The sequence below is a fragment of the Bdellovibrionales bacterium genome (assembly GCA_016716765.1).
In the GTDB taxonomy this organism is placed as follows: domain Bacteria; phylum Bdellovibrionota; class Bdellovibrionia; order Bdellovibrionales; family UBA1609; genus JADJVA01.
Genome location: JADJVA010000006.1, coordinates 180,886 through 207,268 on the forward strand (window position 1 = coordinate 180,886; position 26,383 = coordinate 207,268).

A 26,383-nucleotide genomic window follows, 5' to 3' on the forward strand; every position below is an offset into this window, starting at 1 on the left:
GGATGGCTGTGGAAAATGTATTCTCTGATTTGAGTCGTATGATTGAGCAGGTCGGCAAAGATAAGGGCATTGATAAAGGTGTCGTTATTGATGCTGTTATCCAGGGTATGTTGGTGGCGGCTCGAAAAAAGTACGGGACTTATCGTGAAATTGAGGCCCAATATAACGAGGAGTCTGGCGAGATAGAGCTCTATGAATTCAAGGAAGTGGTTAACGACGAAGATTTTTGTGATGAAGAAGTTGAAATTAAGCTATCTAGTGCCCTTGAGTTGGACCCTGATGCTCAACTTCATGATTCGATTGGGCATAAGTTAGAGACCTCAGATTTGGGGCGAATTGCAGCTCAGACGGCCAAGCAGATTATCACTCAGCGAGTGCGCGATGCCGAGCGTGACCTTATTTTTAATGAGTTTGAACAACGAAAGGGAGAAATTGCCTCAGGAATTGCCCGACGGGTTGAAAGAGGAGCTATCGTTGTTGATCTTGGTCGGACTGAGGCCTACATTCCACCCCGGGAACAGATCCCGGGCGAGCAGTACAAACCAGGAGATCGGATTCAAGGCTACATTGCTGATGTTCGTCAAACAACCAGAGGCCCTCAGATTATCATGTCTCGAGCTGATGAGCGCTACCTGATGAAGTTGTTCGAAATGGAAGTTCCGGAAATTTATGATGGTATTGTTGAAATAAAGGCAGCCGCTCGTGAGCCTGGTCAGAGGGCTAAGATTGCTGTGAGTTCTAAGGATTCCGCTGTGGATGCCTTGGGGGCCTGTGTGGGAATGAAGGGCAGTCGCGTACAGAGTATTGTGCAAGAGCTACGAGGCGAAAAAATTGATATTGTTAATTGGGATGATGAGCCAGCTCGATTTGTTTGCAATGCTCTGGCCCCTGCGGAGATTTCTAAAGTGTATATGGACGAAAATTTGATGGAAATGGAAATTGTAGTTCCAGATTCTCAACTCAGCTTGGCCATTGGACGAAAGGGTCAGAATGTGCGTCTGGCAGCAAAGCTGACGCGTTGGAAATTGGATATTGTTTCTGAGTCGAATGCTTCGCAGAGAACAGCCGAGGCGATATTCAATCTGATGCTGATTCCTGGGATGAGTCAAACGATGGCACAGAATATTTTCCAATCAGGATACGGGTCATTTCAAGCCATAGCTGAGGCACAGATTGATGATGTGATGAAGATTCCTGGATATGAAGACGTAAGCAGGGCCACCAAATTAGTTGAAGATTCAAAGGCTCTCCTAACCCAGTACCAGCAAGAAGGTAAAACTGTACCAAAGGCTCCAACAAAGACCCCAGAGGTTCAGCTGGAGGGTGATGCTAAGTCTCAGGCGGCGCAGCGTTTGAAGGAAGAGATGGCTCAGTTGAAGGCGCAGGAAGAGACGGCAGGTAGTGAAAAGACTGAGGTTGGCGGAATTCAGGAATAATTGAAAGCATCTTAAATGTGGTTGATTCGTGATAAAGAGATAGACAGCGGTATAAAGCGACAGTTTGGTTGAAGGAGAATGAGTGACCCAGCCCAAAGTTTATGAATTTGCAAAAGAGATTGGTATCGAGACTCTGACTCTCATGGATAAGATTCGTGAATGGAATCTTCCGATTCGAAGTCATATGGCTGGTTTAGATGAGGCCATGATCCTCGAAATCAAGAGCCGTTTTGATGCGGAGGCGGGAACAAAAAAAGAGATAAAGGCTAAAAAAGCCAAGCCGAAGAAGAAGGCCACCGCGAAGTCCGTGCGTAAGGTCGTTACAGCTACGTCTAAGGCGGATGAAAAGTCTGTGAAAGAAAAGAAGGCAGAAAAAGCCGCAGCGTCTCTGCCCAAAGTGATTCGACGTAAAGCTGGAGAAAAAGAGGAGGCCGAGGCTGCGGCAGCTGCGGCCCTGGCCGCACAGGTAGAAAGTCAGGAACTTTACGCCTCAGAAGAAGTGAGTACGACTGATGGGTCAGAAGAGGGTTCTTCTGCTGCAGCTCATTTGAGGGAAGCAGACTCCGGGATAAGTGCGGAAGGTGTGTCTCCAGATTCGATTTCTCCTGATTCACCTGAGGTAAAAACTCGTCGTAATATTGTAGGTCGCATGGATCTGAAGAGGGTTGTGCGTCCTGTAGCTCGAGCAAGTAGCACAGCTTCTTCAACGGGACAGCCTCATGCTGCGGGGGCAGGGGCCTCGTCGCTTTTTGCTGGACAGATTTCGGATCCCTCTCGTCCTCCGCGACCGGGAGTTGGTCGGACTTTGAGAACTGGATTTGTAGCTCCCTCCCCTTTCCTCGATGAAGTCGTTACTGAAGAAACGCAGAAGGAAAAGGATGATAAATTAAAAAAGCGTCCTGGGGCGGGGAAAGAGCTTCCTTCGGCTGTATTTTCGGCTTCTGAGTTTAGAAAAAGAGAAGTTGTTTTCCAGCCAAAGAAGAAAAAGATTCCCGGTAGGGGAGAGGTTAGAAAAACTCAGATTACAACTCCAAAGGCCAGCAAGCGAGTTGTTAAATTTCATCATGTGATTAAGGTCGGAGAACTAGCCAACCAAATGAATTTGAAAGCCCCTCAGCTGATTAAGAAATTAATGGGCGAAGGGATTATGGCCACGATTAATACGGACCTCGATTTTGATACGGTCGCTCTGATGGTGCCCGAATTTGGTTTTGAAGCTCAAAATGTGGCTTTGTCGCCCGAGGGCTTGATTGAGGAGGCGGTTTTTGGTGATCTTTCTTCGGAGATGGTATCTCGAACTCCAGTCGTGACTGTGATGGGTCACGTCGATCATGGCAAGACGACACTGCTGGATTCTATTCGCAATGCAGACGTCGCGTCCCGCGAGGCTGGCGGTATCACCCAGCACATTGGGGCGTACCAAGTAACTCTTGAAGATGGAAGCCACATTACGTTTATAGATACTCCAGGCCACGCAGCATTCACAGCCATGCGGGCCCGCGGAGCAAATGTGACAGATGTAGCGATTATAGTTGTTGCAGCGGACGATGGGGTCATGCCTCAGACGGCCGAAGCCATTAACCATGCCAAGGCCGCCGGGGTCCCGATTATCGTAGCAGTTAACAAAATGGACAAACCGGGTGCTAATCCGGACCGAATTAAGCAACAATTGACGGAGTTCCAACTCGTTCCTGAGGAGTGGGGTGGAAGCACGATCTTTTGTCCTGTTTCGGCTCTGAAGGGAGAAGGGGTTAAGGAACTGCTTGAGCAAATTCGGCTTGTGGCTGAGGTTCAAGAACTTCGGGCGAATCCGAATCGCTCGGGCACAGGATTGGTGATAGAAAGTCGCATGGAGAAGGGGCGGGGATGTGTCGCCACCTTATTAGTGAAAGATGGGACAATCGGTGTAGGTCAGGATATTGTCGTTGGAACGGTGGCTGGTCGAATCCGGGCCATGAACAATGATCGAGGTGAGCGAATTAAATTGGCTGGTCCAGGCACGCCCGTCGAAATTTTTGGTCTCCCGGAGACTGCTTTGGCTGGGGATCGTTTTGATGTCACGGAGACGGAAGCTCAGGCCCATGAAATTGCTGAATTGAGAAAACGTCAGGCGGAAGCCGCGATCGCAAGTCTTGATAAGACCATGACGTTGGAGCAGATTTTTTCTAAGGTGAAGGCGGGTGCGGCAAAGGAACTTTCAATTGTATTGAAGGCCGATGTGGCTGGCAGTTTGGAAGCCATCAAAGGGATGTTTGAAAAGGCAGGCACGGAAGAAGTCAAAGTGAAAATCGTTCACTCAGGGGTGGGTGGAATCAGTGAATCGGATGTGTTGTTGGCGGGAACAGCTCATGGTTTGGTTCTGGGTTTCAATGTTCGTCCTGATGGCTCTGCTCAAAAGCTGGCAAAAGAGAAGAACATTGAGATCAAGGTTTATACAATTATCTACGAGATGATTGATGATGTTAAAAAAGCACTTGGAGGATTGTTAGCACCCGAGATGGTTGAAAAATCATTGGGCAGAGCTGAAGTGCGAAATACTTTCTCGGTGCCAAAATCAGGAGTTATTGCTGGATGTTCTGTTTTGGATGGGAAAATTACGCGAAGTAACCAATTGCGATTGGTGCGAGATGGCCGAATTGTTTATCAAGGAAAAGTTTCTAGTCTAAAGCGGTTCAAAGATGATGTCAAAGAAGTGGCCTCGGGCTTTGAGTGTGGGATTGGAATTGAAAACTTCAATGATATCAAAGTTGGTGACGTGATCGAGGCCTTCGAAGTTGAGAGTATTGCGAGGGAGCTCTGATTTGTCAGGAGAAAGCAGGCGCATACAAAGGGTTGAAAAAGAACTTCGTCATGTTGTAGCAGGTTACCTTTTAACTGGCTTAAAGGGTCCGTTTACCTGCTTGATTTCGGTGACACAGGTCAGAGTATCTCCGGATTTGCGTCACGGTAAGGTTTATGTGAGCCTCATGGGTGATCCAAAAGCGAAACAAACCGATTGGGCTCTCCTTGAGAAGCAGGTTTCGGAGATTCAAAGGCATGTAGGAGCCAATCTTAAGCTGAAGTTCACTCCGCGATTGCAGTTGTTCCTTGATTCGTCTGCTGACGAGGTCGATAAAATTCAACGAATTTTGAATGATATAAAGGCGGGCGAGATGCAATTGCGACCCAGTGTTGAAGGCGAAGATGAAGGCTAAGGCTAAGGTTAAGCTATCTGAGCCAGGGCTTCATGGTCTTTTGTTGGTTGATAAGCCAAGCGGGATAACGAGTCATGACGTGGTTGCCAGAGCTCGACGTTGCTTAGGAATGAAGGCGGTTGGCCATGCAGGGACCCTGGATCCTTTGGCCACGGGCCTTATCATTTTACTCCTTGGAGAGGCCACTAAATTATCAGATTATGTTTTGAATGCGGACAAGAGCTACCAAGTTAAGGTTCGGCTCGGTCTTATCACGGACTCTCTGGATATCACAGGAAGGGTTCTTGAGCGTCGCGAAGTCAATATTCCAGAAGAGACTTTAAGTAGTGCGATATTGGAAGCTCAAGGTGACCTGTCTTTGCCCGTTCCCGCCTATTCAGCAGTAAAGGTGGGGGGAAAGAAATTGTATGAACTGGCTCGAGCGGAAAAGCTCAGTCCAACGCCAGTTCGCACCATGAATTTTTTTAACCTAAAATTATTTGAGATTGGTCAGGATTCTTTTTCGGCTCGGGTGGATTGCCATAAAGGTGGTTACATACGATCCTGGGTTGAATTCATCGGAAAAAATCTCGGATGTGGCGCAACGGTTGAGGAGCTCAGGCGTTTGGGGTCAGGCCGTTTCCGAGTGGAGCAGAGTCTTACTCTAGAAAATCTTGAAGAATTGGTGAGAGCCTCTAGGATTGAAAACCAGGTTTCAGAAGATCAAGAAGCTCAAGGGATTCAGGAAGCTCCACTGGGTCATTGCGGTATAAATCCTCTGATTTTCGGAGACTCATTTGTTTCTCTAAACCAAGCTCTTCCTCATTGGAAGGCCTTGACTGTAAAGGGACGCGATGAGCATTTAATGGTGAATGGACTCGTCAGTCATGATCTGAGTCGTCGTTTGATAATAGAAAGAAAAATGGCCAACAGTGAGCGTGTTATCGTTCCTGTGAAAATCCTGAGTTCTGCTACGGGGCAGCTCCTTTCGCTGATTGAGGCGATGCCGGAGGGAGGGCTTAAGGTGAGGAGAATATTTCAGCTGCCTATACTCTGAGAGAAGTGCAAAAAGCTCATTTTTTCTTTCTCCACTTGCCCTTGTTTTGAAAGCCCTGTAAAGATTGCTACTTAATGCTCCCTGGGACGAAAGCCATAACGTTCCAACGGGGGTTTTTTTGGAGGTAACCAATGGCGTTTTTAGCATCACAAAAGCAAGAAATTGTAAAAAAATTCCGTCAATCAGAGCTGGATACGGGGAGCTCGCATGTGCAAGTCGCTCTTCTCACTCATCGAATTAATCATCTCACGGAACATTTTAAAAAGAATAAGAAGGATGTTCACGGACAACGTGGCCTTCTCAAATTGGTGAATCGTCGTCGAAAACTCTTGGACTATCTTCGTTCGCAAGATTCGGCTCAATATTCTTCATTGATAGCTGAGCTTGGTTTAAGGAAGTAATGTCGAAAATCTTAAATCTGGTTACCTACGCATCAAGGCCTATTTCCCCCTTCCTTAAATGAGACATCGTTGGCATTTAGGCCCGCGATGGGGGATTTGGTTGGCATTAAACAAGGAGAGGAAATGAAACAGACAGTGACCTTTGAAATGAACGGTAAGGAAATCGTTCTTGAAACTGGTCGTTTAGCAAAGCAGGCCGATGGTTCGGTTCTGGTGAGCTGTGGCAGCAATATGGTCCTCGTGACCGCCGTTTCAAATAGGAAGGAATCCACCATGGATTTTTTCCCGCTGACAGTGGAGTACGCTGAGAAATTTTATGCCTCAGGCAAAATTCCTGGCGGTTATTTTAAGCGCGAAGGCCGTCCAACTAACTTGGCCACTTTGACAGCTCGAATGATTGATCGCCCCGTTCGGCCTTGTTTTCCTGAGGGCTATCGTTATGAGACTCAGCTGGTCGCCACAACTCTGAGCTATGATGGTTCTTGCCCCATTGATATTTTGGCCAGCATCGGTGCGAGTGCTGCTCTGCACGTCAGTGATATACCCTTCAATGGCCCCACTTCGGCTGTTCAAGTGGCGAGAGTGAAGGGGCGATTCATCGCGAATCCAACACCCGAGCTTCTCAGCGAATCTGATATGGATATTGTCGTAGCTGGGACACGCAATGGTATTTTGATGGTTGAGGGGGAGCTTCACTTTATTTCTGAAGCTGACGCTTTGGCAGCATTGAAGTTTGCCCATCAAGCCATGATGCCTTCCTTTGATGCTCAGGACAAATTGAAATCCTTGGCTGGAAAGAAGAAGCGTGAGTTTACGCCCGTATTTCCGGACGCGTCTTTCAAAGGCGAAGTGAAGGATTTTGCAGCACCCAAGGTTGCAGCAGCCTTAAAAATTCGAGAAAAGTTAGAACGGTACACGGCTCTCGATGCGGTCCTTGCTGAGGCAAAGGCGAGGTTTTTGGTAGGTGAGGTGGACAAAGAGATACTTGCGAAGAAAGCAAAGGATCTCAATGCCATTTTTGAGGATGTGAAATACTCGGTGGCTCGAAATTTAGTTCTCGATACGGGTTTCCGAATTGATGGGCGATCAACGACTCAGATTCGCCCCATTGCTTGTGAAGTTGCCTTGTTACCAAGGGCTCACGGGTCGGGATTGTTCACTCGTGGGGAGACTCAGGTGCTTGGAACAGTGACTCTCGGCACAGGCGATGACGAGCAAATGATTGATGCCTTGAGTGGTTTGGTAAAGAAAAAATTTATGCTTCACTATAATTTTCCTCCTTACTGTGTCGGAGAGACAGGTCGTATGGGGGGGCAGAGTCGTCGTGAAATTGGTCATGGATTTTTGGCGGAACGTGCCATTCAAGTTGTACTTCCAGACTATGACAAGTTTCCCTATGTAGTTCGTATTGTGAGTGAAGTTCTAGAATCAAATGGGTCAAGTTCGATGGGAACGGTTTGTTCCGGAATTTTGGCTCTGCTAGATGCGGGCGTTCCTATAAAAGGAAACGTCGCTGGAATCGCAATGGGACTGATCAAAGAGGGCGATCGAGTGGCAGTTCTGAGTGATATACTTGGTGATGAGGATCACTTGGGTGATATGGACTTTAAGGTTGCGGGAACAAGTCAGGGCATCACTGCTTTGCAGATGGATATCAAGATTGACTCCATTAGCTTTGATATTATGGAGCAGGCTTTAAGTCAGGCGAAGGAAGGTCGCAATCATATCCTAGGGAAGATGGAGGAAGTGATTCGGTCTCCTCGCGGTGAGATCTCTCAATTTGCTCCACGTATTGAAACTATTCAAATCAAGTCAGAAAAGGTTCGTGAAGTGATTGGTGCCGGAGGAAAGGTCATCAAGGGAATTATAGAAGAAACTGGTGTGAAAATCGATATTGAAGATGGTGGGAAGATCCATATTTCTTCAGTGAACCCTGAGGCGACCAAACGGGCGATCATGATGATACGAGACATTTGCGCAGAAGCCGAAGTGGGCAAAGTGTATTCTGGCAAGGTCGTTAAAATTATGGATTTTGGAGCATTTGTCGAGATTTTCCAAATACAAGCGGGCTTCTTCATATTTCTGAAATAGCTCATGAGCGCATTAGAACTGTGTCAGAGGTTCTCAATGAAGGGGATGACGTGGACGTCAAGGTTCTCGATGTGGATCGAGCTGGACGTATCAAGCTGAGCCGCAAGGTTCTCCTTGAAAAGCCGCAGTGAGGTAAATATCAGGGAAAAAACCACGGCCTTTGATTTTCAACCGGAATTTCGTAAAACTGTCTTGGGGAATGGTGTTCGTGTTGTTACTGAGCACCACCCTTTTTCTCGTTCCACTTCAGCTGCAATCTATGTGGAGATAGGAACGAGAGATGAGTCAATAGGAATTAATGGGGCAGCTCATTTTGTAGAGCACCTCGTTTTTAAGGGGACTAAGTCGCGTTCTGCATTTGAAATAGCTAAAAGTCTTGAATCCGTCGGTGGTGAACTCAACGCGTATACCTCTCGTGAGGTAACTTGTTTTCATGCGACCAGTCTCCGTGAGCATTTGCCACTCAGTCTGGATGTTTTGGTCGACTTGGTTGGGGGTGCTGTTTTTGATTCTAAGGAGTTTGTTAAAGAAAAGGATGTGATCCTTCAAGAAATTGATATGTCGGCAGAAGTGATCGAAGATTACATTTTTGATTTGTATTTTGAAAAAGTGTTCTCCGGGCACGCACTAGGAATGCCGATTCTTGGAACCCCAAAATCTCTGAATCGTATTTCTCGCAAGGATTTGTTTGATTTTTATCATCATCGCTATGGTGGCCGAAATCTAGTGGTGAGCGTTGCTGGCGATGTGGATCATGATCGGGTGTTAGAACTGGTTGGCAAATCACTGAGTCGGTCAAAAAATTATTCAATCAGGAAGAAACGTGTGAGGCCAAAACAGAAGGCTTTTACACAGGTTATCTCTCGACCCAGTGAACAGGTGCACATGTTAATCGGGTTTCCCTCTGGTGCCTTCACAGATTCTGCACGTTTTGAATCCTATATCGTTAATGCCGCGCTCGGCGGAGGTATGACTTCGCGGCTCTATCAAAAAGTGAGAGAAGATAGAGGTCTGGTGTATTCAATATATAGCTACCTTCATTCCTTTACGGATTGTGGATCCATTATGATCTATGCCGGCTCTTCTCAGAAAAATGCACCAAAGGTGCTCAAGATTATCTCCATGGAAATCAAGAAACTTTTAAAAAAAGGCTTGAGCAAAAGGGAGCTGGATTTTTTTAAAACGCAGGTAAAAGGGTCCATTTTGCTTGGATCAGATGACGTTGAAAGTCGAATGAATTCCATAGCGGTTAATGAGATGGTGTTTGGAGAGTACCGGCCCGTCGATGAGGTCGTAGCGCAGATTGATAAGGTGTCTTTGGGTTCAATTCATGAGTATCTCGAGCGTTTTATTGATTTCAATAAATCAGGTGTCATGTTGGTGGGGGATGTGGACGAAGAGAAGGGGTCTCGTTGGGTGGAAAATTCATTCGAAAAATAGCAAGGAGAGAGTGGAAGTATGGGGAAGCTAGATTCGGACAGTCATAATTGTGAAGTGAATCCAGACGCAAATTTTTTGAACAAATTAAGACAGTTTTCAGTTCGGGTGGGGTCTGTTGCGGGAGTGGTGGAGAATTTTGTCGAACACAACATTATTGAGAGAGAAAAACTAGATCACGAGATGAAAGGTCTTGTTTTGGGGATTGAAAAATTCGTGAAAGAGAACCTTGCCAGAGGTATCTCAAAGGGACTTCAAAATATAGAAGATTTTACGAAAGGATCTAAAGTGGAACTGAAAGTGAAAACTTGGCCTCACTTTAAGGGAGACTTGCCAAGTTATCAGTCAGCTTCGGCGAGTGGCTTTGATGTGAGAGCTCAATTGAGCGAGACAATTAAATTAGCTCCTGGAGAGAGAATTTTGGTTCCGACCGGTCTTAGTTTTTCTATTCCTCCTGCTTTTGAACTGCAGATGAGGCCTCGTTCCGGCTGGGCCATCCGTGACGGGATCACTCTTCTTAATTCGCCTGGAACAATTGATTCTGACTATCGAGGTGAAGTGAAGGTTGTCGTTGTGAATCTGGGACAGACAGAGGTTATGATCAATGATCAGGATCGAATTGCTCAAGGGGTGCTTTGTCCTGTATTTCAAGCCTGTTTGACTTTGACGACTGAACTTGATTCAACCCCTCGGAGTGATGGCGGGTTTGGCAGCACGGGAAAATGAAATAGAAAAAATTTGCTTCCAGGTCTAGCTGCGGAATAAACTCGTTTTTAACTTCTTTTTAGTGTTTCCAGTTTTTTCTGAATGGCTTCGCGGAATTTTCTTTGATTTCCATCCGCCAAAAAGACAATCAGAAACAGAATAGCAAAAGCAAAAAATAGCCAAACCGCAATGGGAAGAAGATCTCCTCCAACATTTTGCTTCGGGCCTCCAATAAATTCGGCCCCCGCAGCACTATCGCCATGGAATCCCAAGCTATTCATCAACGCAGAGATGGTTTTCATTAGGTATACCTCCCTAGTAAAATTGAGTCGACCAGGAAAAAGGATAGAGACAATCTCGTGCCATACCCCATATCAAAAAAAATTAAAAGGATTATTTAGCTATCTTGAACTGGCCTGCTTAATTGCTGTTCCAAACTTCAGTCAGGCTTCCTTGGAGTTTGGAACAGCAATTAAGCAGGCCAGTTCATTATAGATAGGGGGCCCATTTTGGAGTGGGGATTTTCTGATACCAGTAAAATACAGACTGCCTGATATTGCAGCAAAAATATTTCGTTTGATACCGAAACGGACTTTATCCAGTATCCTTTTGCGCCTAGACCTCTGATGTTTGCAGTTTAATTTGATTTGGAGTTGGTCCGTGATTTGCTCTGGATACTCCGTGTGTGCGAATCACGCACATTAAATAAAAAGGAGTGGGAAATGAAATGCGCAGTAGCTCTCTTGATAGCATCAGTGACGTCAGCAACTTTAGGTATGAGCGCTCAGGCGGATGATATTAGACTGGGGACGCCAGGCTATGGTGGAAACGGATGCCCTGGCGGAAGTGCTTCAGTAACTTTGAGCCCCGATAAAAAGTCTCTGAGCATTCTCTTTGATGAATATATTGTTGAGGCGGGGGGAAGCTCGGGAAAGAAGATTGATCGGAAGAGCTGTAACATTGCTGTCCCAGTGCACATTCCTCAAGGATATAGTATCAGTGTCTTCCAAGTTGACTATCGAGGCTATACTTTTGTTCCGTCTGGCGGAGAAGCGAGATTTAGTGCTGAATATTTTTTCGCAGGAATCCGAGGGCCGAGCGTTGAGCAGTCCTTTCGTGGATTTGTAGACAACCAGTACGTCATTACCAACCGTCTAGCTGCTGAGTCTCTTGTTTGGTCCGCCTGCGGCCAAGATGTCAATATGAGAATAAACACGGGAATGATAGCTAGGACGAATAGCCGTGGCGATCAACTTCTTGCAACGGTCGATTCTACAGACATAAAGAGTGGGATTGTTTATCATGTTCAGTGGCGCCGTTGCTCTTAAGCTGATTGAGCCAATTCAGTCCTGTGCTTTGCCACATGAGTCCAGGGAAGCGGTGAGAGAGTCTTTCTCTCACTGCTTTTTTTATTTTCTCAACTTAGGCCAAGGAAGCGTTAACAGAAGTTTATCATTTGAGACACTTGTGTAAACTGACAGACCTAAGCCTGGCATCAAGTTCATCTGCCCACCATCCGAAATAATCACATGAACGGGTTGAAAATTGTCCAACTTTTTCAAAGGGTTTGTGAACGCTATGGGTTTTGATTATGATAAATCGAAATCAAAGTCAGAACATAACGATAGCTTTTGGGTATCGTACTCTGACCTTTTCATGATGTTGTCTGTTGTTTTTTTACTTCTATTTACGGTCACCAGTCTGAGGAGTGGTACGTTCGGAATAGAAAAAAATATGGAAGCTCAGAGAATAGCTTATGAAAACGAGGATCTAAAACAGCAAATCAAAGTTTACGAGACACTAAAAGAACAGCAGATGCGCGAATCGAGCCCAGAAGATACTCAGGTTTATGAGGAACTGATGGGTCAATTGCATCTTCTCAAAGACGAAGCAAAAGACGAAAATCAGCAGCTAAAAAAGAAGGTCGCTGAAAATGAAACAAAAGAGAAGGCTCTAAATAAATACCAACAAATTATTCGGAATATAATCAACTCGAATGTGTTGGCCCAGGCCCGTCTTCAACGTCGAGACAAAATTATTAAGGAAAGAGAAAGTGAAATTTCAAGCAAGTCAGTTGAAATTCGAGGACTTAAACAGGTCGTCAATGAAAAACAAAAGTCAATCGCTCAGAGCGAACTTGAAGTTGCTCGAATAAACAAAAAGCTTGAAAATAAAATTCAGGAAGTTAAAAGAGCTTACTCAGAGAAAAGAATAACTGAAGAAAAAATGGAAAAGTCCATTTCTGACCTAAGACGGGATTCAGTTGAGAAAGTCACCTCTCTTCAAGAATCAAAAAGAAATTTGGAAAGCGAACTTAATCAGATTTCAAGTAAGTTAAACGTTGCCAGTCGCGATTTGCAATCAGCAAATTCAGCTATCGCTCTCAAAGATCAAGAAAAGCAAAAATTGGTCGACGAACTGACATTTGTTAAGTCCAACTACAAACAGCAAATGGGAAATCTCCAGGCAGAATTTGATGCCAAGCGTGAGCGTGAGCAAAGGGAGCTTAGAAGCGCTTTGGCAGATGCAAAAGCGTCCGCCGGAGAAATTGCTGCGAGAGAGGCAGAACTTCGGGCTAAAACCGAAAAGGATCAGCAGGCCTTAAATCGACAATTGGGATCTCTTTCTAAAAAAATACAGGATGCTGAAGGTAAGTTGTCTGATGCGCTAGCAAGCAAAGATGCCATTGCCCAAGAGGCCTCCTCGATGAGGGAAAAGGCAGTTGCTCTCAAGAAGGATCTCAACCAGATGAGAGAGCTAGCTGATGCCAGGAAAAATCTGGCTCGAAGAATAAAGCAGAATTTTTCAAAAGCGGGAGTTAAGGCAGACGTGGACGCAAATACCGGTGATGTGATTATTTCATTTGGCAATGAGTATTTTGATACAGGAAAATCCAACTTGAAAGCGGGCATGAGAGCCATCCTTGAGAGGTCTATTCCAATCTATTCTCAGAGTCTTTTTGAGGACAAAGCGACGGCCGAGAAATTATCTACTGTAGAAATTGTTGGTTTTTCATCCCCTACTTACCAGGGCCGCTACATTGATCCCGACTCATTAGAGGAGAGAGATAAGGCTGCTGTTAACTACAACTTGGATTTGAGCTACTATCGTGCGCGCTCGATTTTCTCTCATATTTTTGACACAAAGAAAATGACATATAAGCATCAGAAAGATCTCTTGCCACTTGTTAAAGTGACGGGTCGAAGTTATTTGGCCGAGAAGAAGGGTTCAAGAAACGTAGCCGGAAACGATTCAGGGTCTGGATTTTGCGGCAGTCATGATTGTAAGAAAGCACAAAGAGTAATTATCAGGTTTGAATTGGAATAGTTTAGAAAAGTGAGGAGAAAATACGATGTTAACCTATTACATTGACCAAGTGGTGAACATGGTGGTCACCATCGCAACAGAGATTCTCATGCCAACGATGGTGTGTGTCTTCCTTGTCGCAATTGTGTTGAGACTTCTGATTTTCTACACGGTGAAGCGAGAGGAGTGGTTTGCAAAAGAGTTCGATCGGCGCGTTGATAATTATTTAGAAGAAGCAAAGAAAAAGGATTTTGAGTCCTTCTTTATCGCTTGTAAGCGCCTCTTAGAGAAAACATATTATGAAATCTTCGAGGTGAGAGCCCTTCTCAAAAGACGAAAGCCAGATTCAGTTATGCATTGGAGCGACAGAGTCTTTTTGATTAAACAAGGGACGGCTTGGATGGTGAAGGACTTATTAAAGCACTTGCGGCATTTGCGATTTCATCTCGATAGCCGTCCGAAGTTGCTGCAAATATCAAAAATAAGCTTTCAAAGAAATCCTTGTTTTAGCAAAGTTTTCGGTTTGCTTCCTGCATCTGCCTTTTCTGATATTTTAAATATTCTTCCCAGTATGTTTATCGTAGGAGGAATCTTTGGAACATTTGTCGGGATAATGAAGGCCTTGCCTGAATTGGGAGGAATGGATCTCAATGACGTTCAAGGAAGCAAAACCGTGATGGATCAGTTTCTGATGAGCGTTGCCTTTTCCATGAAAACATCGGCCGTTGGAATTATGCTTTCTGTCACTTCTGGATTTGTCAATGCGCTCTTCTCTCCAGAAAAGGTCTTTGTTGAGACAGTTGATCGCATGGAGAGTTCGTTAGATAAGTTGTGGCATATCAGCAACAACAATGATCTACCACATGAAATTCCAGCATTTGATGAACACCGAGATCCATTAGATGCCTTGGCGGAACAAGCAGTGAATTTGGAGTTTAGTAAAGCGGAGCGACGTGGTGGCGGTGGAGGAAGTAATAAGGATAGCGACAGAGGTCATGGAAAATCATCGACAGAGACGTCGGAGGTCAAACGTACCGGATAGAGAGGATCAGCTAAGAGAATATGTCAAAGGACACAGCTGTTTTTATTATTGAGGAGCTTCTGACAAGAGGCTCCAAATTTCATTATCTGGACGAGGAAAGCTTCTCCATCGGACGATCTGGAGAAGCTGGTCTTCAGATTGAGGAGAACGGCGTTAGTCGCGTCCATGTTGTCGTTTGGGTTACCAATAATCAGATGTTTATCGAAGATCAAAATTCAAAAAATGGTACTCGTGTCAATGAACAAGCGATTTACCCATCGAGTCCAGTGCCCCTGCAGCATGGCGATATCATTCAGCTGGGCAATTACAAACTCATTAAGATTAGTTTAGGTCCTGGAGCTATCAAAGGCAGTGAGGCGGAGCCGAAAGGCGATCTTGAGTTCAAAGGTCAAAGTGAAGGGGCGTACGAGGACCCTTTGAACAAGATCACGGTGGACGAGGACATAGATCCGGAAAAAACGGATGTTTCTCAAGCGAACTATATGATGGAGGAGGAGTCTGTCGAACGACCTCCCTACTACGCCAAAATGGATCAATCGAGCGATTCTCGCCTCGGCGACAAAGGAGAGGGCGATCGGCAAGACAGCGTAGAAAATAGGAGAGAATTTCGCGCGGAAGAAGGTGAATATCGTCCTCCATTGCCTCCTAAGGGTGTAGAAAAGCCCTCAATTCAGTTTCACGAGGCCCAAAAAGTTCTTGGAGAGGCGAGCCTGATCCGAGATGAGGCACAGAAGAATTCCTCTGAGCTGCTCCGTGAAGCCAAGGAGGTGGCCGAAAAGCTAAAGCGTGAGGCCGAGCAGTCCGCAAAGGCGATAACTGAAAATGCGAAGCTAAGTGCCAAGGAGATCATTGAAAAAGCCGATTCAGAGGCAAAGGATGTAACGAGCCGATCCGAAATGGCTGTGGACTACGCCCGCCGCGAACTCGAAGAATTTGTTGAAAAAACAGAAAAGGCAAGAGTTTCTCTGAACGATTTGAATCACGAGATTCTAGGGCAGGAGAGTCGAAAGCAGGAGCTGATCGAAATTCTGTCCCATTTAGGCGAGGAAAGAATTCAGGCTGAAAATGATCTAAAGGCGGAAAAGAAGAGGCTTGAGAAAGAGGTTGAGCAAGTTGATAGAGCTTTGCAGGAACTTAGATCTGAGGTGGCTGATAAGGAGGAGAAGCTCCGCGACTTGATGCTCGAGTGCGAAAGGGTTCGGAGATCGGCAGAAAAGGCCCTCGAGGAAGAAAAAAGATCCGTTCAAGCACAGTTGAACTCTGGGACGCTCACTGTGGAGGCGGAACGACGTTGTTTGAGAGCAGAAGAAAGTTTCAATTTCTTGACGACGGAAACAAAGAAATTAGAGAGTGGAATTCTGAGTCTTCGATCGGAAAGGGACTTGCAGATTGAAGAAATCCGAAAAGACCGCGCCGAGGCTGACGAGCATATAAAAATTCTTCGAGCTGCGACGGTAGAGGAAATTGAGGCATTTAAGAGTCTGATCGAGGATGAAGCCTTCAAGCTAATGGATGAGGCCGAAGCAGAAGTGACAAAGATTGCTGATCAGCTGGGCAGAGCCTTGGAGGGAAAACGTGAGGTTTTGCGAATCGAAAAGGAAGAATTTGAGAAGAAGAGGCTTGAACTAGAATTGGAATCCAGTTCCAAAGCCAAAGAAGTGATGGCCGAGGCGCAAAGGCAGGCAGAAGTTGTATTGAAGAATGCTGAAAAGTGGGCAGATGATAATTTTAATAATTCTCGTCGAAAAGCGGAGGAAGAGCTGGAACGCATTCGAATTGAAAAGAGAGCTCTGGTGGAAAAGGCCGAGGAGGACCTATTAAAGGCACAGCGGGAATCACGAAGCCTGTTGGATGAGAGTCAGATGAAAGCTGAGAGCACTCTGCGTTCGGCCAAAGATCAAGCGCAGGCAGAGAGAACCAAGGCTGCGGCTTTGGCCGAAAATGAATTGGGCACAGCCAGAGAAAAGGCTCGGGAGCTATTGGAATCTGCAGAAGCTCAAGTCGTGCGGCGCCAGAGAGAGGCTCAGGAAATATTGAGTGAATCTCAAGCCAAGTCTCAGGAGCAATTGGAGAAGGCCAAAATGACAGCGGAGGAACTCGCTGTCTTTTCTCGACGTGAGGCAGATGGTTTGATGGAGGAGGCTCGAGAGAGAGCACGGCAGATAGTTGAGGAAACTCAGAGGAACCTAGATCAGGAAAGGACCACTTGGGAAGAGCGAAAGCGCAAGATTGCTGAGGAGGTCACCTCAATTCGTGAGGAGGCAGAAGCAAAAACAGTTGAAATGACAGCTTCTGCCCAGAGAAAATCAGAGACTTTGATTAAAAAGGCACAGGAAGAGTACGACTCCAAGATGAAAAAATTAGAATCGGAGCGAAAAGCAGCTGAATTGGAGATGAAGCAGGAGAGGGAGAGGGTTGGAAAGGAAGCGGCCCAAGAGCGTGAACAACTCTTGGCGCAGGCAAAAAATGAATACAGCGAACAGCGACGCAAAGACACCCTGGAATTAAGTGCCTTTAAAATGAAACAGGTAGATGAGGCAAAAGAAAGATTCAAGGAAGAAGAAAGAGAAAATCATTATCGCAGAAGAGAGGAAGCCTCTAACATAGCATCTGCTATTGATAAGGCTGTGTTACGAAGGATTCAAGATATTGCATCGAAAGACGTAGCTCCAGAAGTGCGAGATCAAATCTCAACAGAAATCCAGGACGTTGTTAAAAGAATACTCAATGATGAAGCTCTAAATGATCAGGAAGATTTGAAAAAAATCATGTTTTTTGCATCAAAATCAGGCTGGAAGGCAAGACGCTTTTGGCGTCGCATGGGCTACGCGGGGGCAGTCGCTGCATCGCTTATCATTTTCTTCACGATTTTGCCTCTTGTATTTCCTGAGTGGAGTTCCAAGGTAATGGATTTGGCGTCCTCCGATAAATCCTCTCAGGAACGTTATGTCGATGAAATTAGAAAACAGCGTGAAAGTCGCCCTCGCTATGAACCGCCCCAAACGGATGAATACAAAAATTCCTATGTCGAAAATGTTCTTTATACGCGAGATTTTGTTAAAATCAAAACTGACAAGGGATTTCAGGAACGCTGGATTGCTGACTTAAATAAATTTTTTCTAGATAAATTGCGATTGAGCGAGAGCGTGATTGTGAACTTTATATCGCGCGAAAATACTTTGCTAAAGGATCTGCAAATGGTTCAGCAGTCCCTCCAGCCAGCAACTGCGGAAGAAGGGATAAAGCGCATGAACGATATTGAAGCCATCGCGATTGAGGATATGAAGAAGATCTTGGGTGGAAATCTCAAGATAAAAAAATATAAAGAATTTGCAGCGAGCTACTATGTTTCTCATCAGGGCAAACAGGGATCGCCTCAAGATGAAGGAGTGTCGAGTCAGAAGGGCGCTTCTCAAGGTGCGAGAAAGGGTCCTGGCGATGGAAGTGAAAAGAGCGAGCAGGGCGTCACATCTTCGTCTAATAGTGAACAGAGGGATTTGTCTTCTTCTGAGGCAGAACAGGATTCAGTTGTCAAAAAGCCCAAGTCAAAAAAGCGAAAATTGGAAGAAACGATCCTGGACACCGAAGTGGATCAACTGGATCAGATGGAACAGGAAATTCAATAAATTATCTGTCATTTTATTAACTCGGTTTGGCTAAACACCGATATGAACCTATGATGTCAATTTGAATTCAAAGTGGGAAGATCCAAGTGACGGCGGCAAAGCAACTTGAAATTTCTCAGTATCATTTGTCTGTTATTCAGCTTTTGGATAAAGCTGATCAGGTGATACTAGGTAAAAGGCCTCAGATTAAGTTGGCCCTTTGTTGTCTTTTGGCACGCGGCCATTTGCTTATTGAAGATATACCGGGTGTTGGCAAAACGACTTTGGTTCGTCTGCTTGGAAAAAGTTTAGGATTAAATTCCACTCGAATTCAATTCACGAACGATCTTTTGCCATCTGACATTATTGGAACGACAGTGTTTGATTCTGAAAAGAGGCTATTTCATTTTCATCGCGGCCCAATTTTTGGTGAGATGGTAATTGCAGATGAATTGAATCGGGCGACACCGAAAACACAAAGCGCCTGCCTCCAAGCCATGGAAGAACGGAGGGTTACCGTTGACGGAGTAACTCATGAGCTCCCGATTCCGTTTTTTGTGGTTGCCACTCAGAATCCCATGAATCAAGCCGGTACCTATCCATTGCCAGAATCCCAATTGGATCGCTTTTTGATGAGAATTGAGATCGGCTACCCTCATGCTATCGCCGAAAAGGCTCTTTTAAAGGGTGAGAGAAGAGAGAAGTTGATTGATGAATTGGAACCTTCTCTTTTTCCTCAGGATTTAGTTGAACTACAAAAGATTGTCGCAGGGATTTACTGTTCAGATCCCATTATTGACTACATTCATCGAATTCTCGAATACACTCGCAACCAGGCGACGGATCAGTGGGGGTTGTCTCCGCGTGCAGGACTTGCGCTCCTTAGTGCATCAAAGGCCTGGGCCTTTATTGAAGGTCGTAACATAGTGGTTCCTGAAGACGTTCAAGCCGTTGGAGTTGGTGTCATTTCTCACCGACTCAATGGGGGAGACAATCTTCAGAACGGAATTGCAAACCAGAAAGCCAAGGAAGTCCTGCAAGCTGTTAGGGTGGACTAGATGGAAAAATGGGCTCGGCATTTTCCTGGAATGAAATTCGGAAAGGTTTATATTTTCCCGACAGGAATGGGCTTTGTATTTTTGGTTGGAACGGCTCTTGTGATCATCACCGGAGCAACTTATAACAACAATTTGGTCTTTCTATTGGGCTTTTTTCTCTTTTCCATTTTCATTATCAGTATGGTGGAAACTCACAATAATTTGAGGGGTATTAATGTAGAATCGGCTATGATACCCGATCAATTTGCCGGCTCACCCCTTTCAATCCCTCTGCGGTTTGTGAATCAGGGGAGCTCTGTTCGCCAGATGCTTGAATTCTATGCCTCTCATTCGAAGAATTATTTTGGCCATCGCAGCTTGATTGAGGAGTTAGGAGGTCGGGCAGTGGTCCTTCATCCCTTGGTTTGTGGCGCTGGCACCCGTGGGGTCTGGCCGGTTCCGCAGGTTGTCTTGACGACCGTCTTTCCTTTGGGATTATTTCGCGCTTGGACAGTTCTGAATCCTGGAGGGGAAGTCATTCTCTATCCCAGTCCAATTGGTAGTTTGCCACTCAGCTATGCTATAAAGGAGAATGATACCTCCAGCGTGAATAAGAACCTTGGACATCAGCGCGGTGATGATTTCAGGGAACACAGAAAATATGTCCTTGGGGATAGTTTTCGGCGTGTCGATTGGAAAATATTTGCCCGTCGAGACCGATTGATGGTTAAGGAATTTGAGGGCACTACGGATAGAAAAATATCAGTGAGATTTAGTGACGTCTTGGCTCGTGACTCTGAGCTGGTTTTGAATCAATTGTCTCGATGGCTTGAATTGGCAAAGGAAACAAACGCGCCTTTTGAACTGGTCATGCCAGGGGGAAGAATTCCATTTGGAGTCGGTCCTCAACATTACCAGAAGTGTCAGAGAGAGCTGGCGCGTTTTAACAGGGCCGCATGAATTATCATGAATTATGATGATAAAAAGCGAAATCTCATTTATTTCCTTGTGGGAATCAATATCCTCCCTCACGCATTGACAGTTCCCACTTGGGTTATAGGGGTGTCAGCTGTTTTTCTTCTATGGGGTCTTTCCCATTACTACCGTTCATGGCCGCTTCCTCGGTCAGGATTTCTAAAGGCCATGGTTGCACTTGGGGGAGCTGGAATATTTTTCCAGTATGGAACAGTCATGGGACAAGAGCCGGCAACAGCTCTTTTGGTTCTGATGGTTTCGGCCAAACTATTGGAGCTAAGGAAGTTCCGAGACGCTGTGGTCGTCATTTTACTTTGCTATTTGATATTGATGGCGAAGTTAATTGAATCACAATCAATGGAAATGACACTGTTCATGGTCTTTGATGTTCTACTCATAACGGCAGTTCTAGCCACCCTTTATTCGTCCTCAACTCAGGGAAAAATTCGTTTCCTCATGCGTCGGTCTTTGATTTTTGCATTGCAATCGATGCCATTGGCATTTGTTCTTTTTGTTGTCTTTCCTCGATTTAGTCTAAATCTTTGGAGCCAGTCAAAGAAAGTAACAGGAGAAACCGGATTTTCTGATTCTTTGCGCCCGGGCCGAGTCGCTCATTTGGCAGAGTCCGATAAAGTGGCATTTCGGGTTTCATTTCCGGAGAGGCAACCTGGCTCGGTGCGAGGTCTCTATTGGCGGGGATTGGTATTGACTCTCAGTCGCGGTTTGGATTGGGATAAAGGGACTTTTCAAAAAGGGATTCCCGTCTCGCCGAGAGCGCCTGAAGGGGGAGATGCGGAACGCAATGAAATCACACAGGACATATTTTTCGAACCCTCTCCTGATCCTTATTTATTTGCTTTGGATTGGCCAGCTTTCGTTGGTTTTTCAGGCGATCCAACTTCGCGTTTGGTTCGGACATCAGAAGGAAAGACTTTTGAATCAAAGATTAACCTTAGCAGTCGGCTCTATTATCGTGTCTTTTTTGTGGTTGATAGTAGAAAAGTGAAATGGATATTTTTTGATCCAGAAATATATTTAAAGGTAGTTGGAGGGGTCAGTTCAAGGGTGGAGGATTTAGCCAAGGAATTTCTTGGGAATGGCAAACAGAGTTCAAGGGAGATTGTCGACAGAATTCTGAATTATTTCACTTCTAACAAGTTTAGATACACTCTAAAGCCTGGAGAAATGACGGATCTAGATGATTTTCTGTTTTCTAAAAGGGTGGGGTTTTGCGAACACTACGCCGGTGCGATGGCCAGTCTTTTGCGTTTGGCTAAGGTCCCCTCTCGAGTTGTTGTTGGTTTTCAGGGTGGAACACCCAGTCTGTTAAACGACTATTACTTCGTTAGATATTTAGATGCGCACGCCTGGGTTGAGTTTTGGGATTCGGATAAGGAGACCTGGATGAGAGTAGATCCAGTTGAGGCGATTTCTCCCCAGCGCATCGCAATGGGTGCTGCCGCCTATTCAGAAATGGTAAGGGAGGATGTCAGTGGTATTTTTAATACGCAAAACTTACCCAAGTGGCTAAGAGGAGGTCTTGGCGAGGTGGGTGAAAGGATTCACCTTATTTGGGATCAAACAGAGTCTTTGTGGGTCAATTTTCTCTTGCGTTATGACTGGTCATTTCAGAAGGATATTTTAAAGAAGTGGGGAGTGGAATCCTATGGCCGTTGGGTATTTGTTCTTGCAGCTGTGCTTCTCTCGGTGATGACGGTTGTATTTGCTCTATTTATTTTACGTGGCTCTCATGATCACAACGAGCCTGATTTGGAACTTTACCGATTACTTTGTGACCGTCTTGCTCGAGCTGGATTGGTGCGAGAGAAAACCGAGGGCCCACTTGAGTTTTGGAGCAGGGCAAAAAACAAGTTTCCTCAAGCCAATTTGCTTCTCGATTCCATATTCGAACCCATTATTGAAAGTCGATATGGCAGATCTCGCCTTGATCGAAAGAAATTAAGTGAACTGCGTTATTTAATTAAGAGACTGAGAATCCAAGGCCGCAGGGAAGAGGGACAAAAACCGAAGATGCTCAGTGAATAGATGCTCAGTTAAGTTCACTCAATTGGTCGTTGAGGGTCCAAAGATCATAAAGCCATCCGAGACCGCAAAGAGAACCAGTTAAAAGCCAAATGATTCCTGTCACAAATTTTCCCATGTAAAAGCGATGAATCCCAAACACTCCCAAGAATACTAGTAATATCCATGCGACGTTATAGTCCAATGGACCTTCTTTGAAACGGCGATCTGCTTGCCTGTTCATGCCAGGAATAAGAAAGAAATCCACAACCCAACCGATTCCAAGCAAACCAAAACTAAAGAAATAGACAGTCCCTGAGATGGGCTTCCCAAAATAAAAGCGGTGAGCTCCCATAAATCCAAAAATCCAAGTGAGATAGCCGATAAGGAGACTGTGCGATGATCTATTTGTATCCATGAAGCGCCTCTTGAGGTAAGGTTAGGTGAGGTTGCAAAAGAACTAACTGGATTCTGAGTCTCATTTGAATGAAGTCAAGCTGCCATTCGCCCTTCTCTGCAGCTTGGCCATGACGGATGCATTTTATTGGAAGGAGTTGTAATGCCTGCCAAGTCGTTGGAACTTTCGGTTTTATCTCCATTTAGTCGGGAGATTCTTGAATCTCTGCCTTATGATACGCCTCAAGAAATTGAAGACTGGCTAGTTCGGGCCCACAAGTTGAGCCGCCAGCCCAGATCTCGGTTGTCGGTTTGTCAGAGAATTTCTATTTTGGAGAAGGCCCAATCCTTTGTGGAAAAGAAATTTGATCGTATTGTCATGACGGCAACTCTGGAGGGCGGCAAGCCTTTGCGTGATTCCAGAATCGAAATTGAGAGGGGGATTCAGGGTATCCGAACAGCCATTGAATCACTTAAATCTATGGGAGGGGAAGAAGTTCCCATGGGACTGACGCCTGCTTCGGAAGGTCGATGGGCTTTTACCAGACGAGAACCAGTAGGAATTGTTCTTGCTGTCAGCGCATTTAATCACCCCTTCAATCTTATCATTCATCAAGTCATTCCTGCGGTTGCGGTTGGTTGCCCCGTATTGGTTAAGCCCGCGAGGCAAACGCCCTTGAGTTGTCGTCGTCTCATCGAAATTCTTTACGACGCCGGCTTGCCTGAGGAATGGTGTCGGATGGTTATTTGTGATCATCAAATGACAGAGAACTTAGTGAAAGATCAGCGCCTGTCTCACTTTAATTTTATAGGATCTGCCGAAGTGGGTTGGAGATTACGGAGTTTATTGGCGCCTGGGGTAACGAGCACCCTTGAGCACGGTGGGGCCGCTCCTGTTATTATATGTGAAGATATCAAATTTGATGAAGCGATTCCCCTTCTTTTGAAAGGCGGATTCTATCACGCAGGTCAAGTTTGTGTGTCGGTCCAGAGAATTTTCGTTCATGAAAGCAAGGCCCGGAATTTCGCCGAACAACTTGCGAGAGGTGCAAAAAATCTTAAAGTCGGTGACCCCTTGGATGAAACTACAGAGGTCGGTCCCATGATCGAGCCTAAGGAAGTTCGACGAATTGATGATTGGGTCAATGAGGCAGTGCAAACGGGGGCCCAACTTCTCGGAGGGGGGCAAGTTCTTGCTCATCACTGTTACTCGCCAACGGTCTTATTTAATCCCCCCGAGGCCACTCGCATCACTCGCCAGGAGGTCTTTGGCCCTGTCGTTGCGATCTATCCATTTAAAAATATCGAAGAGGCGATTCAGAGAGCCAATCATTTGCCCTTTGTTTTCCAGAGCGCCGTTTTTACCGAAAACATTCATCTTGCTTTAAAGTGCTGTCGGGAACTTGATGCTACGACAGTATTGGTGAATGATCACACGGCCTTTCGAGTCGACTGGATGCCATTTGGAGGGCGACGCCAGTCAGGTGTCGGAGTCGGAGGGATTCCATATTCGATGAAAGAACTGACTTTTGAAAAACTTTTGGTATGGAAGTCACCTGAGTTAATGTGATTCTATGTTAATGTGCTTCTATAAACCTGAAGCAAGACGGAGAGAAGAAATGAACACATATCTGATTGCACTTCTAACGGTGATTGGCGCCCTCGTGACAACGGGTTGCCAATCGATTTCTCATCGCAGAGCGGCTGACCCAGAAGTGGCGATCCGTCATTTTGAAGCAAATCTTGCTCCTGCTAAAAAATGTGCCGATGATCTTGTGAAAAAGAAAAAAGACAGAGAGGGCGAGATCTCTGTTCAGTGGACGGTGAACGACAAAGGTGAGGTTTTGAACCCCCTCGTGGCGCAGAACACGTTTGGAGATCTTGCTGTTGGCGATTGTTTTTTGAGTTTGCTGCATCGCCTTAAATTTCCGCCTACTCAAATTTTTACAAAAACCACAGTGACCTACGCATTCCGGTGGACGAGTCTTGTTGAGAGAGCTTTGCCTCCAGCAAAGTCCCCTTAATCATTTTATTTAGTTGAAAAAAATTCCCGAGGAAATTTGCTTCAAGCGAATTTTTTTAAGTTATCTTTTGAATAATACCCAAAATAGGACTAGTTACTGGGGCGTTTCTTAGATTCTTTATTTGCCTATTTGTTTGTGCCACTTGATGGAGGAGAAAATGGTATTGTTGATGCCTGCAAAAATGGAACGAAGTTCATTTCTAGTGAGAGCTTGGTCTCTTGTATTGGTTTCTATTTTGACATTTGGGTGGGGGCAGGCTGCCTTCGCAATTATCTTCACGGATGCTGGTAAGGATCAAGAAGCGGCTTATGCTGATCCTGGTGACACAGATACAAACCCGGAGCTGCAGGTCATTGACGGTATAGGCGCATTGGCAGAGGGAGACGGGAAGCTTGTAGAGTCGCAACCTATCGAGGTTGAAGGAGAAAAGATCCAAGTGGCTAAGCCCACAAAGGAGTTTGCCCTATTTTTAGATGGGCTTGGGGACATTTTCGCAAAATATGGGCCAGTTGGGGTTGTTCAGCAAATTGAATTGGCCTTGGCACAGAACAAAAAATTACAAGGCCTAATAAAGTTGACCCAAGCTGATGGGAAATACACTGTGACGGTAAGAGTTCACCCAAATGCCGTTGAATCAGTTACTTATCTCAATCAGAGATTTGTTGAAATGGGCTTGAATAACTTGGTGTTTGCCGCTTCTGAGGATACTAACATGGAGGACCCAACGGCCCTCCCAAGAGATAAGATTAAAATGGTCCAGCCCCTTCGTATTGGATTGGGTGTTGGAGTGGCTTTAGCAGCAGCCACCTTGAGTTTGCCCAGCTTGGATATCCCCGCGAGGGAATTTCTCATTGCCGGGGTTCCAGCTGTGTCTGTGGGGGTGGCTTCAGCAGCTTTGGAGTACCAGTTTGCTGCCAGAGGAATGAACAGATTTTGGAACAAATTCTTCAGTGGTGGACCCGTTATCGGTCGAATAAAAAATATTGGAGTTAATTTTGCCTACGGAATGATTCTTTATGGAGCAGGAATGGGAGCTTCGCAACTTCCCACTTTATGGGGTGGACAACCAATTCCTGTTGATGGACAGCTGGCTTTGACGGCCGCAGTGATTCAGGCGGCGATTCAAGGTGTCTGGTACAACGCGGTCATGGGACAATTTCAGACTGATATTGGGCTTCAACAGAGGCAAGGCAAGCTAAAGGCACCTCGTAGGTATGTCCTTGAAACCTTTGGCGTGGTCATCAATAACTCCGGTCGTGTTCTTGGTTGGATTATCCCTGGCAATCTTGGCACATACGCACAGATGGCATTCTTTTTTCTTCAAACTCTTCCCAAAGCTGCCCAGACCTATGTCTACGATAAGGCCACTGATGCACGAATCTATAGAGAGATTCACAGTGGTGAGGAAAAACCGACTCGAAGTCGGTGGCAGAGGTTAGTTCGAAGCTGTGCCAGGATGGTCAATCCGGGACATTGAAGTCACAGTTCTTGTCCTTCCAACTTATGCGCTGTATTTGAGTAACGCGAATACATGCGCATGAGGTTTAAGATTTAAACAAAAAGAGAGAGTTTCAGTGTTGCCCCAACCGTTTGGCCAATCACTGCGCTTGAGGAGGCGGCACAAATTGTCGCAATCTGGAATGATGAACAGAGGGTCTCTCTCATTTTCAGCCTCG

The 26,383-nt window shown here is 45.6% G+C and carries 19 protein-coding genes and 1 pseudogene; 18 read left to right on the top strand and 2 right to left on the bottom strand.

What is annotated here, in order from left to right; all coding sequences use genetic code 11:
• Window positions 1-2: 2 nt before the first annotated feature.
• From nusA to dut, 8 genes and pseudogenes are all read left to right on the top strand, one after another.
• Window positions 3-1,436 (top strand): transcription termination/antitermination protein NusA, encoded by a 1,434-nt coding sequence (gene nusA, locus IPL83_04800; GenBank protein ID MBK9038474.1) that lies wholly within the window; start codon window positions 3-5, stop codon window positions 1,434-1,436.
• An 82-nt stretch (window positions 1,437-1,518) separates the two neighbouring features.
• Window positions 1,519-4,236, top strand: coding sequence for a translation initiation factor IF-2 (gene infB, locus IPL83_04805; GenBank protein ID MBK9038475.1), 2,718 nt, complete (start codon window positions 1,519-1,521; stop codon window positions 4,234-4,236).
• A gap of 1 nt (window position 4,237) precedes the next feature.
• Window positions 4,238-4,630, top strand: a complete 393-nt coding sequence (gene rbfA / locus IPL83_04810; GenBank protein ID MBK9038476.1) for a 30S ribosome-binding factor RbfA — start codon at window positions 4,238-4,240, stop codon at window positions 4,628-4,630.
• Window positions 4,620-5,666, top strand: coding sequence for a tRNA pseudouridine(55) synthase TruB (truB, locus tag IPL83_04815; GenBank protein MBK9038477.1), 1,047 nt, complete (start codon window positions 4,620-4,622; stop codon window positions 5,664-5,666). The genes rbfA and truB overlap by 11 nt, the downstream gene beginning before the upstream one ends.
• A 131-nt stretch (window positions 5,667-5,797) precedes the next feature.
• A complete protein-coding gene (rpsO, locus tag IPL83_04820) occupies window positions 5,798-6,067 on the top strand; it encodes a 30S ribosomal protein S15 (protein MBK9038478.1) in 270 nt (89 codons plus the stop codon).
• 123 nt (window positions 6,068-6,190) lie between these two features.
• Window positions 6,191-8,289: pseudogene (gene pnp, locus IPL83_04825) on the top strand (polyribonucleotide nucleotidyltransferase).
• Complete coding sequence (locus tag IPL83_04830; GenBank protein MBK9038479.1) at window positions 8,273-9,598, top strand: insulinase family protein; 1,326 nt, start codon at window positions 8,273-8,275, stop codon at window positions 9,596-9,598. Before pnp ends, IPL83_04830 begins: the two are co-directional and overlap by 17 nt.
• A 180-nt stretch (window positions 9,599-9,778) precedes the next feature.
• Complete coding sequence (gene dut, locus IPL83_04835; GenBank protein ID MBK9038480.1) at window positions 9,779-10,321, top strand: dUTP diphosphatase; 543 nt, start codon at window positions 9,779-9,781, stop codon at window positions 10,319-10,321.
• A gap of 47 nt (window positions 10,322-10,368) precedes the next feature.
• Here dut and IPL83_04840 read toward each other — a convergent pair whose 3' ends face one another.
• On the bottom strand, window positions 10,369-10,602 hold the full coding sequence (locus IPL83_04840) for a hypothetical protein (protein ID MBK9038481.1): 234 nt from the start codon (window positions 10,600-10,602) through the stop codon (window positions 10,369-10,371).
• Window positions 10,603-11,022: 420 nt separating this feature from the next.
• Here IPL83_04840 and IPL83_04845 point away from each other — a divergent pair, with 420 nt between their 5' ends.
• The 7 genes from IPL83_04845 (at window position 11,023) to IPL83_04875 (ending at window position 22,311) form a co-directional block, all read left to right on the top strand.
• The gene (locus IPL83_04845) at window positions 11,023-11,628 is read left to right on the top strand and encodes a DUF4360 domain-containing protein (GenBank protein ID MBK9038482.1); all 606 of its coding nucleotides are present in this window, start codon (window positions 11,023-11,025) and stop codon (window positions 11,626-11,628) included.
• 250 nt (window positions 11,629-11,878) lie between these two features.
• On the top strand, window positions 11,879-13,627 hold the full coding sequence (locus IPL83_04850; GenBank protein ID MBK9038483.1) for a hypothetical protein: 1,749 nt from the start codon (window positions 11,879-11,881) through the stop codon (window positions 13,625-13,627).
• 25 nt (window positions 13,628-13,652) lie between these two features.
• Complete coding sequence (locus IPL83_04855) at window positions 13,653-14,648, top strand: hypothetical protein (GenBank protein ID MBK9038484.1); 996 nt, start codon at window positions 13,653-13,655, stop codon at window positions 14,646-14,648.
• 20 nt (window positions 14,649-14,668) lie between these two features.
• Complete coding sequence (locus tag IPL83_04860; GenBank protein MBK9038485.1) at window positions 14,669-18,274, top strand: FHA domain-containing protein; 3,606 nt, start codon at window positions 14,669-14,671, stop codon at window positions 18,272-18,274.
• A 110-nt stretch (window positions 18,275-18,384) separates the two neighbouring features.
• Window positions 18,385-19,311, top strand: a complete 927-nt coding sequence (locus IPL83_04865) for an AAA family ATPase (GenBank protein MBK9038486.1) — start codon at window positions 18,385-18,387, stop codon at window positions 19,309-19,311.
• Entirely contained in the window at window positions 19,312-20,250 is a 939-nt protein-coding gene (locus tag IPL83_04870; protein ID MBK9038487.1) for a DUF58 domain-containing protein, read from the top strand.
• Between the two features lie 6 nt (window positions 20,251-20,256).
• On the top strand, window positions 20,257-22,311 hold the full coding sequence (locus IPL83_04875; protein ID MBK9038488.1) for a DUF3488 domain-containing transglutaminase family protein: 2,055 nt from the start codon (window positions 20,257-20,259) through the stop codon (window positions 22,309-22,311).
• 4 nt (window positions 22,312-22,315) lie between these two features.
• Here the strand turns inward: IPL83_04875 and IPL83_04880 are convergent, their stop codons facing one another.
• Window positions 22,316-22,705: a TM2 domain-containing protein gene (locus tag IPL83_04880; protein ID MBK9038489.1), complete on the bottom strand. Its 390-nt coding sequence runs from the start codon at window positions 22,703-22,705 to the stop codon at window positions 22,316-22,318.
• A gap of 141 nt (window positions 22,706-22,846) precedes the next feature.
• Here IPL83_04880 and IPL83_04885 point away from each other — a divergent pair, with 141 nt between their 5' ends.
• From IPL83_04885 to IPL83_04895, 3 genes are all read left to right on the top strand, one after another.
• A complete protein-coding gene (locus IPL83_04885; protein ID MBK9038490.1) occupies window positions 22,847-24,253 on the top strand; it encodes an aldehyde dehydrogenase family protein in 1,407 nt (468 codons plus the stop codon).
• 49 nt (window positions 24,254-24,302) lie between these two features.
• Window positions 24,303-24,707: an AgmX/PglI C-terminal domain-containing protein gene (locus IPL83_04890; GenBank protein ID MBK9038491.1), complete on the top strand. Its 405-nt coding sequence runs from the start codon at window positions 24,303-24,305 to the stop codon at window positions 24,705-24,707.
• A 157-nt stretch (window positions 24,708-24,864) separates the two neighbouring features.
• Entirely contained in the window at window positions 24,865-26,184 is a 1,320-nt protein-coding gene (locus tag IPL83_04895; GenBank protein MBK9038492.1) for a hypothetical protein, read from the top strand.
• Window positions 26,185-26,383 lie beyond the last annotated feature (199 nt).